General features: G+C 62.9%; 12 protein-coding genes. 8 read left to right on the top strand and 4 right to left on the bottom strand.

What is annotated here, in order from left to right; genetic code table 11:
* Positions 1-6 precede the first annotated feature (6 nt).
* A complete protein-coding gene (locus tag ACE3PR_RS14065) occupies positions 7-3,111 on the top strand; it encodes an efflux RND transporter permease subunit (RefSeq protein ID WP_374373035.1) in 3,105 nt (1,034 codons plus the stop codon).
* On the opposite strand, the gene ACE3PR_RS14060 is transcribed toward ACE3PR_RS14065, so the two are convergent.
* The 3 genes from ACE3PR_RS14060 to ACE3PR_RS14050 form a co-directional block, all read right to left on the bottom strand.
* Entirely contained in the window at positions 3,032-3,517 is a 486-nt protein-coding gene (locus tag ACE3PR_RS14060) for a 2,4'-dihydroxyacetophenone dioxygenase family protein (protein WP_374373032.1), read from the bottom strand. The genes ACE3PR_RS14065 and ACE3PR_RS14060 overlap by 80 nt on opposite strands.
* 61 nt (positions 3,518-3,578) lie before the next feature.
* On the bottom strand, positions 3,579-4,544 hold the full coding sequence (locus ACE3PR_RS14055) for a TerC family protein (RefSeq protein ID WP_374373465.1): 966 nt from the start codon (positions 4,542-4,544) through the stop codon (positions 3,579-3,581).
* Between the two features lie 204 nt (positions 4,545-4,748).
* Entirely contained in the window at positions 4,749-5,621 is an 873-nt protein-coding gene (locus ACE3PR_RS14050) for a DMT family transporter (protein ID WP_374373030.1), read from the bottom strand.
* A gap of 138 nt (positions 5,622-5,759) precedes the next feature.
* On the opposite strand from ACE3PR_RS14050, the gene hutU reads away from it, so the two are divergent.
* The 7 genes from hutU (at position 5,760) to ACE3PR_RS14015 (ending at position 12,551) form a co-directional block, all read left to right on the top strand.
* Positions 5,760-7,427, top strand: coding sequence for a urocanate hydratase (hutU, locus tag ACE3PR_RS14045; protein WP_374373027.1), 1,668 nt, complete (start codon positions 5,760-5,762; stop codon positions 7,425-7,427).
* A gap of 16 nt (positions 7,428-7,443) precedes the next feature.
* Positions 7,444-8,667 carry an imidazolonepropionase gene (hutI, locus tag ACE3PR_RS14040; RefSeq protein WP_374373025.1) on the top strand — a complete coding sequence of 408 codons (1,224 nt, stop codon included), beginning with the start codon at positions 7,444-7,446 and terminating at the stop codon, positions 8,665-8,667.
* Positions 8,658-9,251, top strand: a complete 594-nt coding sequence (locus ACE3PR_RS14035; protein ID WP_374373022.1) for a HutD family protein — start codon at positions 8,658-8,660, stop codon at positions 9,249-9,251. The genes hutI and ACE3PR_RS14035 overlap by 10 nt, the downstream gene beginning before the upstream one ends.
* A complete protein-coding gene (hutG, locus tag ACE3PR_RS14030; RefSeq protein WP_374373021.1) occupies positions 9,248-10,033 on the top strand; it encodes an N-formylglutamate deformylase in 786 nt (261 codons plus the stop codon). The genes ACE3PR_RS14035 and hutG overlap by 4 nt, the downstream gene beginning before the upstream one ends.
* Positions 10,034-10,076: 43 nt before the next feature.
* Positions 10,077-10,505 carry a DUF2946 family protein gene (locus tag ACE3PR_RS14025; protein ID WP_374373019.1) on the top strand — a complete coding sequence of 143 codons (429 nt, stop codon included), beginning with the start codon at positions 10,077-10,079 and terminating at the stop codon, positions 10,503-10,505.
* A 68-nt stretch (positions 10,506-10,573) separates the two neighbouring features.
* Positions 10,574-11,935, top strand: coding sequence for a PepSY-associated TM helix domain-containing protein (locus tag ACE3PR_RS14020; protein WP_374373017.1), 1,362 nt, complete (start codon positions 10,574-10,576; stop codon positions 11,933-11,935).
* A 100-nt stretch (positions 11,936-12,035) separates the two neighbouring features.
* Positions 12,036-12,551, top strand: a complete 516-nt coding sequence (locus ACE3PR_RS14015; protein ID WP_374373014.1) for a hypothetical protein — start codon at positions 12,036-12,038, stop codon at positions 12,549-12,551.
* On the opposite strand, the gene ACE3PR_RS14010 is transcribed toward ACE3PR_RS14015, so the two are convergent.
* Positions 12,548-13,912: a formimidoylglutamate deiminase gene (locus tag ACE3PR_RS14010; RefSeq protein WP_374373012.1), complete on the bottom strand. Its 1,365-nt coding sequence runs from the start codon at positions 13,910-13,912 to the stop codon at positions 12,548-12,550. The genes ACE3PR_RS14015 and ACE3PR_RS14010 overlap by 4 nt on opposite strands.
* Positions 13,913-13,966: the final 54 nt, after the last annotated feature.

The raw sequence follows: 13,966 nt of genomic DNA, 5'->3' as shown, positions 1-13,966 counted from the left end.
GGAGCGATGCGCCTGCCAGAGCTCTGCATCCGCCGCCCTGTCTTCGCCACCGTCATCAATCTCATCATCCTGCTGGTGGGCGTCATCGCCTATGAGCGGCTGACCGTCCGCGAATACCCGAATATCGACGAGCCCATTGTCAGCGTGCGCACGGATTTCCGCGGCGCATCGGCCGAGATCATCGAAATCCAGGTGACGCAGCCGCTGGAAGAAAGCCTGTCCGGCATCGAAGGCATCGATTTCATCAGTTCGACCAGCCGCGCCGAATCATCCCGCATCAGCATCACCTTCCGCACCGACCGCGACATCGATTCCGCCGCCGCCGATGTGCGCGACCGCGTCTCGCGCGCCCGCGGGCGCCTGCCCGACGACGTCGAGGAACCGGTCATCGCCAAGGTCGAGGCGGATGCGCAGCCGATCATCTGGATGGCCTTCACCAGCGAGCTCGATTCGCCGCTGCAGATTTCGGATTACGTCGATCGTTTCGTGAAGAACCGCCTGCAGACCCTGACCGGCATTTCCGAAGTGCGCATCTTCGGCGAACGCAAGCCCGCCATGCGCGTCTGGCTGAAACCCGAGCGCCTCGCCGCCTTCAACCTCACCGTTCAGGATGTCGAGGAAGCGATCCGGGCGCAGAATCTGGAAATGCCGGCCGGCACGATCGAGAGCCAGGCGCGGGAATTCTCGGTCCTCTCGGATACCGGTATCAACACGCCGGAGGAGTTCTCCGCCATCATCGTCAGCCGCTCGAACCAGGCGCTGGTGCGTCTGGGCGATGTCGCCGATATCGAGCTTGCCGCCTATGACGACAATGTGCGGGCGCGCATCAACGGCAAGAGCGGCGTCAGCCTGGGCATCGTCAAGCAATCGACCGCCAATCCGCTCGACGTCTCGCAAGCGATCCAGGCGGCTCTCCCCTCGATCCAGGAATCGCTACCGAGCGGCATGAAACTGGAACTCGCCTACGATTCCTCGACCTTCATCGCCCGGTCGATCGAGAACGTCTATCGCACCATCGGCGAGGCGGTGGTGCTGGTGCTTCTCGTCATCATCTTCTTTCTGCGTTCGATCCGCGCCACCATCATCCCACTCACCACCATTCCGCTGTCGCTGATCGGTGCCTGCGCGATGATGTATGCGCTGGGCTTCAGCCTCAATACCCTCACCATGCTCTCTTTCGTGCTGGCGATCGGCCTGGTGGTCGACGATGCGATCGTCATGCTGGAGAACATCCACCGCCATATCGAAGAGGGCCTGTCGCCCTTGAAGGCGGCATTGGTCGGCAGCAAGGAAATTGCCTTCGCGGTCCTCGCCATGACCATCACCCTGGCCGCGGTCTATGTGCCGGTCGCGCTGCAGACCGGGCGCACCGGCAAGCTCTTCATCGAATTCGCGCTCACCCTGGCGGGCGCGGTGCTGATATCGGGCTTCGTCGCCCTCACCCTCGCGCCTATGCTTTGTGCCAAGCTGCTGCCGGACCGCGAGCATGAGAAGCATGGCGCGATCTATGGCGCCATCGAATATCTGCTGGTGGCGCTCAGCAACGGCTATCGCGCCAGTCTCGAATTCTGTATGCGAATCCGCTGGCTGGTGGTGCTGCTGGTCATCGCCGTTGCCGGCAGTGCCATCTGGCTGCTCTCGGGATTGCGCTCGGAACTGACGCCGGTCGAGGATCGCGGCCTGCTCTTTGCTTCGGTGACGGGGCCGGAGGGGGCCACACTCGATTACACCTCGGCCTATGTCGCAAAGCTGGAATCGCTGTTCGGCCCCATTCCGGAAGTCAGTGCCTTCAACACCGTCACCGGCAACCAGAGCCCCTCTCAGGCGATGGCGCCGATCCGCCTGAAGCCCTGGGAAGAGCGCGAGCGTTCGTCCAAGGAAATCGCCGCCAGCCTGCGCGGGCCACTCAGTCAATTGCCCGGCGTCAATGCCTATGTGAACGTGCCCGCCTCCCTTGGTGGTCGGCCGAACCAGAAGGCGGCCGAGCTGGTGATCTTGAGCACCGGCACCTATGAGGAGCTGGATGCCACGGCGCAAGCCGTGGTCGACGCGGCGATGACCGATCCGCGCCTCTCCAATCCGGAATCGGATCTCAAATTATCGAAACCGGAAATCCGGCTTTCGGTCGATCGCGACAAGGCGGCGGATCTCGGCATCGATGTCGACCGCATCGGCTCGACCATCGAGACGCTGCTGGCCGGGCGCGACGTTACCCGGTTCAAGCGCGACGGGCGGCAATATGACGTGGTGGTCAAGGTCGACGACCGCTCGCGGACGACGCCGGATCAGGCGAAGCTCATTTACGTGCGCGCGGCCGGCGGCGCTATGATTCCGCTTTCCAATCTGGTGAGCATCCGCGAGACGGTGGCGCCCAAGGATCTCAACCGCTGGAACCAGCTGCGCGCAGCGACCATCTCGGCCAATGCCGCCCCCGGCTATACCTCGGGCGAAGCCTTGCAGGCCTTGCAGCAGATCGCGGCACGCACGCTTCCCGACACGATGCAGGTCGATTATTCGGGCCAGTCGCGCGAATTCCTGGCCTCGAGCCAGAGCGGCGTGGTGGTGTTCCTGCTCGCCCTCGCCTTCATCTATCTGGTGCTCTCGGCCCAGTTCGAGAGTTTCCGCGATCCTCTCATCATCATGCTAACCGTACCGCTTGCCATGACCGGCGCCCTCATCGCCATGCACCTCACCGGCGGCACGCTCAACGTCTATAGCCAGATCGGCCTGGTGACGCTGATCGGCCTCATCACCAAGCATGGCATCCTGATCGTGGAATTCGCCAATCAGCGGCGCGAAGCGGGTGCGGATCGGATGCAGGCGGTGATCGACGCGGCGGTGCTGCGCCTGCGGCCCATCCTGATGACGACAGGCGCCATGGTGCTGGGCACCATCCCGCTCGCTTTGGCCGAGGGGGCCGGTGCCGAATCGCGTCAGGCGATCGGCTGGGTGATCGTGGGCGGCCTCATCTTCGGCAGCTTCTTCACCCTCTTCGTCGTGCCGGTTGCCTATACCCTGATCGCAGCCAAATTCAGCGGATCAGTTGATCGGCAATTGTCTGATCAAGCCCCTGGCGCGCCAGGTGGTCCCGAAACAGCGCCAGCCGAGTAAAGACGTCCTCGAAGCCGATCTGCTTGCCTTTCGCGTCGGTATAGACCAGCGAACCGGTGGTGACGAAGAAGGTGCGCATGCCGAGCTTCGCATCGGCGACCAGGGTATGAAGTTCACCCGGCGGTTCGTAGATGAAACTGCCGGTTTCGGCCACCCAATCATGTTCCAGATAGCGCCAGGATCCCTCCAGCACGAAGGCATGGACGGGCGCCGTGTGGTAATGGCAGGCGAGCGAGCCGCCGGGCGTCACCTTGAGCACGTTCGACCAGGCGCCTTTCGAGCAATCGAACATCAGCGGGCGGAAGCTGACACCGCCCGCCAGCGGCACCCACAGGGGATCGTCCTCCGACACATGTTCGACGATCTCCGACATGATGTTGACGCTGGCATAAGACTTGGCAGTCATGGCTTCGCTTTCGCATTTGGTCGATCGGCGGGCCGATCATAGCGAAGCCATGGCCGCCTGCCTATTCCATCTCGTGTGCGTTTATGCGCCGTTCCTCGCGCGCCGTCAGCGCCAGCGAAACCAGGACGCCCAGCGCCAAAAGGCCGAAAGTGACGCCCAAAGAGATCGCCGCATCAAGTTTGCCGAAGAACTGGTTGTAGAAAATCTTGCCGCCGATGAAAATCAGCACCAAAGACAGGGCGTATTTTAGATATTTGAACCGTTCGACCATCGCCGCCAGCGCGAAATAAAGCGCGCGCAAGCCGAGGATGGCGAAGATGTTGCTGGTATAGACGATGAAGGGATCGGTGGTGATGGCGAAGATCGCCGGCACCGAATCGACTGCGAAGATGAGATCGGCGATCTCGACCAGCATCAATGTCAGCAACAGGGGTGTGGCCCAGGATTTCATGCGGCCGGTCTGGGGATCGGGGAGACGCACCACGAAATTCTTGCCATGAAGCTGCGGGGTCACCCGCATATGCCGCTTCAGGAAGCGCAGGACCGGACTCTGGCCGATATCGTGGCCATCGCCGGACATGAACAGCATCTTGATGCCGGTGAAGATGAGGAAGGCACCGAAGATATAGAGTAGCCAGTGGAATTCCTGCACCAAAGTCGTGCCCAGCCCGATCATGATCGCCCGCAGCACGATGACGCCGAGAATGCCCCAGAACAGCACGCGATGCTGGTAAAGCCGCGGAATGGCGAAGTAGCTGAAGATGAGCGAAATAACGAAGACGTTGTCGAGCGACAGGCTCTTTTCCACCGCGAAGCCGGTGAAGAAGTTCATGCCGGATTCCGCCCCCAGATGCCACCAGACCCACGTGCCGAAGGCACAGGCGATGCCGATATAGCCGGCGGAAAGCCACAGGCTTTCCCTGACACCGATCTCGCGTTCCTTGCGGTGCAGGACACCCAGATCGAGAGCCAGCAAGGTAACGACAATGGTGACGAACATGAGCCACGCCCAAGCGGGCGTGCCCATAAACACGGATTCCAGGATTGAGATATCCACGGCCCCTCCGAACAGATCCTATGAAGACGCCGCGGCCGCGCCAGATTTAGGTGGAAAGTCCGACATCACCGCCAACGCCTTGGCGGCCAGAGGGGCCCGGACACGCGCGCAAGAGCGCGTTCACGCTGAAATAGCGCGGATCGGCAAGGTTTCAAGGCGGGGAAACGGAAAAAATCAGGCCGTGGCGGTCCTGCGGCGCGGCCAGGTGGCGGCGGCAATGGCACCAAGGATCATCAGGCCGCCCCAATAGACGCTTTCCACCGGAACCTCGCCATGCACCAGCCAGACCCAAAAGGGATTGAGCACGGCATCGGCCAGCGAGATCAGCACCATCTGCACGGCCGGCACATAGCGTGCCCCGCGCATATAGAGGACCAGCGGCAAAGCGAGTTGCACCGTGCCCATGCCAGCGAGGATCAGGAATTCGTTGAGGCTGATGGCCTTGAGACCGACCGTGAGACTAACAACCAGGAAAATGCCGAAGCCGCCGATGATGAGCGAGGGGGCCATCTCGACCGCATGATATCGCCGCAAGGTCACACTCTGTCCGGCGAAGCACAACGCCACCAGCAGGGCGACGAGCGAACCGTAGAGACCACTGAGCGAAGCGCCGCTCTCGCCGAAGGCAACGATTGCGACGCCACCCAAAGCGACGAAGATGGCGAGAAGAACGACCAGGCGCGTGCGCTCGCCCAGCCAGACCCAGGCGAGCAGGGCCGCAAAGAGCGGCGAGGTCGCGGCGACGCAGGAGACCGCGGCAACACTCGCCTGCTGCATGGCAAGGATATAGAGCGAGGAGCCGATGCCGAAGAAGCCGGCCGTGGCTATGAGCGGAATCGGCGTCGCCTGGCGGAAATGCGAGAAGATCTCGCCGCGGTAGCGCAGGAGCATCCAGAGCAGCAGCGCACAGCTCATGCTGGCACCACGATAGGCGTTGAAGGTCCACGGATCGATGGTGGGGACGAAGCGGACGAAGACGCCGCTGAGGCTCCAGCCAACCGTCGCACCGATGGCCAGCAGAACCCCCTTGAGTTCGTTCGACATCATCCCCCCAACCCAGCTACGTTATTGAGATTAAACCGTTTATGAACACGCCGCTAGAGGGCTCCGCAGGGTTGTCACTCATGGGCACGCATGCTAATGTCCATACATGTATATACAAGTTAGCCAAATAGGATGAAAGACATGGCCGCCACCTCCAACCAGCGCATCATCCGTGCCCCGCGTGGGACCCAGCTCAATGCCAAATCCTGGGCGACCGAAGCTCCCTTGCGCATGCTGATGAACAATCTCGACCCCGAGGTGGCCGAAAACCCCGGCGAGCTGGTGGTCTATGGCGGCATCGGCAAGGCGGCGCGCAACTGGGCCTGTTTCGACAAGATCGTCGAGACGCTGAAGAAGATGGAGAAGGACGAAACGCTGCTCATCCAATCGGGCAAGCCCGTCGGCGTCTTCCGCACCCATGAGAACGCGCCGCGCGTCCTCCTCGCCAATTCCAATCTGGTGCCGCATTGGGCGACCTGGGAGCATTTCCGCGAACTGGATGCCAAGGGCCTGATGATGTACGGCCAGATGACGGCGGGGTCGTGGATCTATATCGGCAGCCAGGGCATCGTGCAGGGCACCTATGAGACCTTCGTCGAGGCCGGGCGCCAGCATTACGGCGGCAACGTCAAGGGGCGCTGGATTCTGACCGGCGGCCTGGGCGGCATGGGCGGTGCGCAGACGCTGGCCGCCACCATGGCCGGGGCCTCGATGATTGCGGTCGAATGCGAGCCCTCACGCATCGAGAAGCGCCTGGAGACGCGCTATGTCGACGTGAAGGCGAACTCGCTCGACGAGGCGCTCGGCCTCCTGGAGAAAGCGAAGAAGGACGGCAAGGCGATCTCGATCGGCCTGCTCGGTAATGCCGCCGAGATCTTCCCGGAAATCGTGAAGCGCGGCATCCGCCCCGACATGGTGACCGACCAGACCAGCGCCCACGATCCCTTGAACGGCTATCTTCCGGCCGGCTGGTCGCTGGCCCATGCCGCCGAGATGCGGCGCAAGGATCCGACAGCCGTCGTGAAGGCCGCGAAGGATTCCATGGCCGTCCAGGTGCGCGCCATGCTCGCCTTCCAGAAGATGGGCATTCCGACCTTCGATTACGGCAACAACATCCGCCAGATGGCCAAGGAAGCCGGCGTCGACAACGCGTTCGATTTTCCGGGCTTCGTGCCGGCCTATATCCGCCCCCTCTTCTGCCGCGGCGTGGGGCCGTTCCGCTGGGTGGCACTTTCGGGCGAGGCGGAGGACATCTACAAGACCGATGCCAAGGTCAAGGAACTGATCCCGGACGACAAGCATCTCCATAACTGGCTGGACATGGCGCGCGAGCGCATCAAATTCCAGGGCCTGCCTGCCCGCATCTGCTGGGTGGGCTTGGGCCAGCGCATGAAGCTGGGCCTGGCCTTCAACGAGATGGTCAGGAAGGGCGAACTCAAAGCGCCGATCGTTATCGGGCGCGATCACCTTGATTCCGGTTCGGTCGCCAGCCCCAACCGCGAGACGGAAGGGATGAAAGACGGCTCAGACGCGGTCTCGGACTGGCCGCTGCTGAATGCCCTTCTCAACACCGCCTCGGGCGCCACCTGGGTGAGCCTCCATCACGGCGGCGGTGTCGGCATGGGCTTCTCGCAGCATTCCGGCATGGTCGTGCTGTGCGACGGTTCGGAGGATGCCGACAGGCGCCTCAGAAACGTGCTCACCAATGATCCCGGCACGGGCGTCATGCGCCATGCCGATGCCGGTTACGAGAGCGCCATTGAATGTGCGCGCGAACAAGGGCTAAATCTGCCGATGTTGAACACCTGAGAGCATCGGCGCGCATATGAACTGGGATCTTCTGCTGGTCGATTGCCGCGTTGCCACCATGGCGGCGAGCGGGCTTCCCTATGGCGCCATCGAAGACGCGGCGATTGCCGTGAGCGATGGCAGGATCGCCTGGATCGGCCCGCGCAAGGAGATGCCGCTGGGAGCCGCCAAGGAGACCGTCAAGCTGAACGGCCGCTGGGTAACGCCGGGCCTCATCGATTGCCACACCCATCTGGTCTATGGCGGCGACCGCGCGGCGGAATTCGAGTTGCGCCTCAAAGGGGCGACCTATGAGGAGATCGCCAAGGCCGGGGGCGGCATCGCCTCGACCGTAAAGGCGACGCGGGCGGCGAGTCTCGACGACCTGGTCGCCGCGAGCGCGCTGCGCCTTGCCAGCCTGATGGCGGAAGGTGTCACCACGATCGAGATCAAGTCGGGCTATGGCCTCGATCTGGAGAACGAGCGCAAGCAATTGCGCGCAGCGCGGCGCCTGGGCGAGGCCGGACTTGTCACCGTGCGCACCACCTGCCTTGCCGCCCATGCTTTGCCGCCGGAATTTGCCGGCGACAGCGAAGGTTATATCGACGCCGTCTGCAACGAGATCCTGCCGGCCATCGCCGCCGAGGGCCTTGCCGATGCAATCGATGCCTTCTGCGAGAAGATCGCCTTCACCCCCGCGCAGACCCGCCGCGTCTTCGAGACGGCAAAGAAACTGGGCCTGCCGGTGAAGCTCCATGCCGAGCAATTGTCGGATCAGGGAGGGACACAGCTCGCTGCCGAATTCGGCGCTCTTTCCTGCGACCATCTAGAATATGTAAGCGACGCGGGCGTCGATGCGATGGCCAGGGCCGGCACGGTGGCCGTGCTGCTGCCCGGCGCCTTCTATGCCTTGCGCGAGACCAAGCTGCCGCCGATCGACGCCTTCCGCAAGGCCGGCGTGCCGATCGCGATCTCGACCGATCACAATCCGGGCACCTCGCCCACCCTGTCACTGCTCCTCATGCTCTCGATGGGGACGACCTTCTTTCGCCTGACGCCGGAAGAGGTGTTGCTGGGCGTGACGCGCCATGCCGCCCAGGCATTGGGTCTCCAGGCCAGCCACGGTCAAGTGAAGACCGGCATGGCGGCGGATCTCGCCATCTGGTCGATCGAACGGCCGGCGGAACTTGCTTATTGGTTCGGTGGTAATCCCTGCGCCGGCAGTGTCAAGAACGGGTCCTGGGTGAAGAGATGCGCGTAACGAAACTGGGCGGCGCCGATTACCGCCGCATGCCCTGGAAGAATGGCGGCGGCTCCACTTTGGAACTGCTGCAGGATCCGGCACCCGATGGCGGTTTCAACTGGCGCCTCTCCATCGCCGATGTCGAGAAGCCCGGCCCCTTCTCGACCTTCACCGGCATCGACCGGCAGATCATGCTGGTGGCGGGCAACGGCATGGTGCTGAGCTTTGCCAATGAGGCGCCGCCCGTCGTGATCGCGAAGCCCTTGCGCCCCCATGCCTTCAAGGGCGAATGGCAAACCGATTGCCGGCTCATCGAAGGTGCCATCCAGGATTTCAACGTCATGGTGCGACGCGATTGGGGCCGCGCCGCCGTCAACGGGTTTGATTTCGTGATGGGGCAGAAGCTGACCTTGGCGGTGGCGCCGCTGAGCCTGCTGCACCTCATTCACGGCACGGCGGAATGCGGTGGGGAATCGCTGAAGGATGGCGATACGCTGCGGCTGGAATCGGAGACGACCGAGACCACCACCTTCGCCATCACCAGCCCGAAGGCGCGGGCCATCATCGTTGCCCTCAAAGCCCATGGCGAAGGCGAACAATGACCGACGCCTATGATTTCATCCCCGGCCCCTCGCCGCTGCTCATTTCCATGCCCCATGTCGGCACGGAATTGATGCCGGAAGTGGCGGCAGGGTTGAGCGCGCCGGCCAAGGGCCTTTGCGATACGGATTGGCATTTGCCAATCCTCTACGATTTCGCCCGCGATCTCGGCGCCAGCCTGCTGATCGCGCGCTGGTCGCGCTTCAACATCGATCTCAACCGGCCGTCGGATGACAAGCCGCTTTATGCGACGGCGACGACCGGTCTCTATCCCGACACGCTCTTCGACGGGCAGCCACTCTTCACACCCGGCAAGGAGCCCGACAAGGCGGCACGCGCGCGCTACCTGACGGAGATATGGCAGCCCTATCACGATCGCATCGCCAGCGCGCTTGCCGAGAAGAAGGCGCGCCATGGCTTTGCCGTGATCTTCGATGCGCATTCGATCAAGGGCAACGTGCCGCGCCTGTTCGAGGGCGATCTGCCCGATTTCAATATCGGCACCAATGAGGGGAAGGCCTGCGCCGACGGCCTAATGCGGAAACTGGCCGCCATCTGCGATGCGCCGGGCTATCGGCATGTGGTCAACGGCCGCTTCAAGGGTGGCCATATTACGCGCCATTACGGCCAGCCGCAGAACGGAATCCATGCGGTGCAACTTGAGCTGGCTCAGCGCACCTATATGCGCGAAGTGGCGCCTTTCGATTATCTGCCGGATTTGGCGGGGAAGGTCAGGCCCATCCTGCAGCGTTTCGTCGAAACCATGGCGACCTGGCGCCCTTGAAAGACTCTTGCCGCGGCCGGCCACCCGGCGTAATCATCGCGTCATGTTGCGCTCGTCGATCCTGAAGCATCTGCGCCGCCGGTCGTTCCTGCCCGCCCTGGTGCTGGGTTACGTGCTGCTGTTCCAGGCGATCCTGGGGCCGGCGGCCGCGAGCGCCCATGCCTTTGCCATGGCGCAGCAGGAAATGCTGGGCCTTGCCATGCTCTGCGTCGAGGATGGCACCGAGGGCCGCCGCATCGCCGATCCGGGGAGTTCGGAGCAGCAGGCACCCGCCGAAGATTGCCTCAATTGCGGGATCGCCTGTGCCGCCGGTATCGCCTTGCCGGTCCTGTCCCAGCCCGACCTTGTCCCGCTCTATCTCATTGCCCGCGCCGAAGCGGCCTCGCATGCACGCCATGCCGAGATAACCCTGCCGCGTCCGGCGCTCTTCGATTCCGACCTACCCGCCCGCGCCCCACCGGCGACGATCTAGCCGATATTTTCGTCTCGATCGTCAATCCGCGCGTGCCATGCGGCGCGTGCTTTTCATGGGGCAATTCCATGTCACAAGCTCTTGCAGGCGAGCGCGCCACCGCGCCCTCGCCGCTTTATCGTGCCATCTGGCGCTGGCATTTCTATGCCGGCCTGCTGGTCATTCCGTTCATGATTCTGCTGGCCGTCACCGGCGGCATCTACCTCTTCAAGGACGAGCTCAACAGCGTCATCTACGGCAAGTATCTCACCGTCGCGCCCCAGGCCACCGCGCAGCTCTCGCCCGACGAGATCGTCGGCAAGGTCCTGGCAGCGACTCCTGGAACAGTACGTACTTATCTGCCGCCCAACAGTGTCGACGCATCCGCGATCGTCGCCGTCAAGACCGAAGCGGGTGAAAAACTGCGCGTTTATGTGGACCCCTATTCGGGCAACGTGCTGGGCACACTTGAGGATGGGGGTGCCGCTCGATCTCCGTTCATGTTCCTGATCCGCAAGATCCACAGCCTCGATTACTTCGGCTGGGTCGCCAACCGCGTCATCGAACTCGTGGCGGGCTGGGCCGTCGTATTGGTGGTGAGCGGCATCTATCTGTGGTGGCCGCGCGGCAAGGGTGTCGGCCAGTTCAAGATCCGCAACGGTGCCAAGAAGCGCCCCTTCTGGCGCGACCTGCATGCCGTCACCGGTATCTATACCGGCTTCTTCATCGTCTTCCTGGCGGTGACGGGCCTGCCCTGGTCCGGCTTCTGGGGCGACAAGGTCAACACCTATGTCAATCAGATGGGCATCGGCTATCCGACCGGCTATTGGGACAACGTCCCCGTCTCCACGGTACCGATGAAGGAGGCGATGACGGAGGTGAACTGGACGCTGGAGAATGCGCCCATGCCGGCATCGACACCCACCGGCGCGCCCGCTTTCAGCCTCAGCCAGGCGATCGCTACCTTCGACAAACTGGGCATCTCGAAAGGCTATGCGGTGGATCTGCCGCAGGATCCGGAAGGTGTCTACACAGCCTCGGTCTATCCCGACAACATCGCGGACGAGCGGATTATCCATCTCGATCAGTACAGCGGCCAGGTCCTGTTCGATGCCGGTTTCCAGGATCTGGGCGCCGGCGGAAAAACGATCGAATGGGGGGTGAGCGTCCATATGGGTCAGGAATTCGGTGTGATAAACCAACTGTTGATGTTGGGCGCCTGCATCGCCATCGTGCTGATGTCGGTCTCGGCGATCGTCATGTGGTGGCAGCGCCGACCGGCGGGTACGCTGGGGGCGCCACGCTATCCCAGCGATTACCGTGTCGCCCGCGGTGCCGTCCTCATCCTGACGCTGCTCGGCATCGTGTTTCCGCTAGTCGGCCTGTCGATCATCGTCGCTTTGGTAATCGATTTCCTCTGGCCCAAGGCATTGCGGCCCAAGCTCGCCTGACGCCGCCGCCCTTTCGCAGTTGACTTAGCATGGTCCGGGGTGTCCGATTGAGTTGTGACTCCCGGGCCATGCGAATGCCCTTTGCCGAAAAGGGGGTGCCATGCTGTCCGACGACGCGCCGCAGAGAGCGTCATTGGGTGCCAATACCGACCAAAACTCGCCGGCGATGAATCCGATCCTGGCGCGGATTGCTGCATATCTGTCGAAGCGCCGCGACGGGACGGCCGTCGACCCGGTCCACATCGCCCCAGATCTGCTGCCGCATCTCTTTATTCTTGCGATCGAACGCGATCATCCTGACAATCCGCCACGCTTGCGCATCCGGCTGACCGGCACCACGCTGGACAATGCCTTTGGCCGCTCCGTCAAAGGACATTTCATGGAAGAGTTCTTGCACGGCACGCACAGTGCCGCGGTGCTGGCCGGTTTCCGATCCTGCGTGGAGCCCGGTACGGGAATCTGGATGCGTCAGGTAGTGAAGATCGGCAACCGCGCCCCACGCTTTGTCGAAGGTGTTGCTGTTCACGTCGAACCGAACCGGATCTATGGCGGCCTTCAGTTCGGCGAACTGGTCGGTCACAGCACCGGTTCCAGTTTTGAAAGTCGCAGAATCTAGATCGCGGCCTTGACCGCGGCAGCAAAGGCCCTGCCCGCTTCGATCTCGTCCGCATGGCGGCCGTCCTGAACCACCCACTGGCCGCCCACCATCACATCCTTCACCATCCGGTTGAGGCCGGCAAAGAGCCAGCGGCCGAGGATGTCGTCGCCGCCGACATGGGCGAGGAGCGGATGCTGGCCGTCCAGCACGACGAGATCGGTGCGATGGCCGGGGGCGATCGCACCCATCTTCTGGCCCAAAGCCTGCGCGCCACCATCGAGGGCCGCGCGATAGAGATAGCCGGCGACATGCTTGGTGTTCGGACCATGCAGGCGATTGCGCCGTTCGTGCTTCAAACGCTGGCCGTATTCCAGCCAGCGCAATTCCTCGACCACGCTCAAGGAAACATGGCTGTCAGAGCCGATGCCGAGCCGTCCGCCCTGATCGACGAAGCTCACCGCGGGGAAGAGGCCGTCGCCGAGATTGGCCTCGGTCGTGGGACAGATGCCGGCAATGGCGCGGCTCTTTACTATCGCCGCCACTTCATCGGGCTCGGCATGGGTCGCGTGGATCAAACACCAGCGATCGTCCACGTCGACATTGTCATAGAGCCACTGGATCGGCCGGCGCCGGCTCCAGGCGAGGCAATCCTCCACCTCCTTCTGCTGCTCGGCGATATGAACATGGACCGGGCGGTCGTCATCGGTACTCGCCATCACGGCCTTGATTTCGTCGAGCGTCACGGCGCGCAGGGAATGGAAACAGAAGCCGAGCCGGCGGCCAGGCTTCGCGCAAAAGGCCGCCAGCTTCTCCTGCAGCTTCAGGTATTGATCGGTCGTGTGGATGAAACGACGCTGGCCATCGCTGGGATCTTTGCCACCGAAACCGCCATGGGCATACATCACCGGCAGAAGCGTGATGGCGATGCCAGTTCCTTCCGCAGCCGCCAGCACACGCTGCGACATTTCGGAAGGATCGGCATAGGGTCTGCCGTTCTGGTCATGGTGGAGATAGTGAAATTCGGCGACCGCCGTATAGCCGCCCTTCAGCATGTCGATATAAAGATAGCGTGCGATCGCCTGGACCTGATCCGGGGTGAGGCGCCCCACTAGGCGGTACATCAGATCGCGCCAGGTCCAGAAGGAATCCTCCGGATTGAGCGCCACCTCGGCGAGTCCCGCCATCGCCCGCTGAAAGGCGTGCGAATGAAGATTGGGCATGCCGGGCAGAACGGGGCCATGACAATGCTCCGCCCCCGCCGGCGCCTCAGCCCCCCTGGTGACGCGCGTGATCATGCCACGGGCGTCGGTCTCGATCAGCACCTGCTCGGCCCACCCATCGGGCAGCAAAGCTTGCGGGGCAAAGAGGGCTTTGGGCATGGCTACTTCCCGGAAGGCTGTCTATACAGGTATATGTATCTGGGATTCCGGAAG

This window comes from Dongia sp., from assembly GCF_041909655.1.
Classification (GTDB): Bacteria; Pseudomonadota; Alphaproteobacteria; order Dongiales; family Dongiaceae; genus Dongia.
This window is presented reverse-complemented; position numbering and strand designations above follow the sequence as displayed.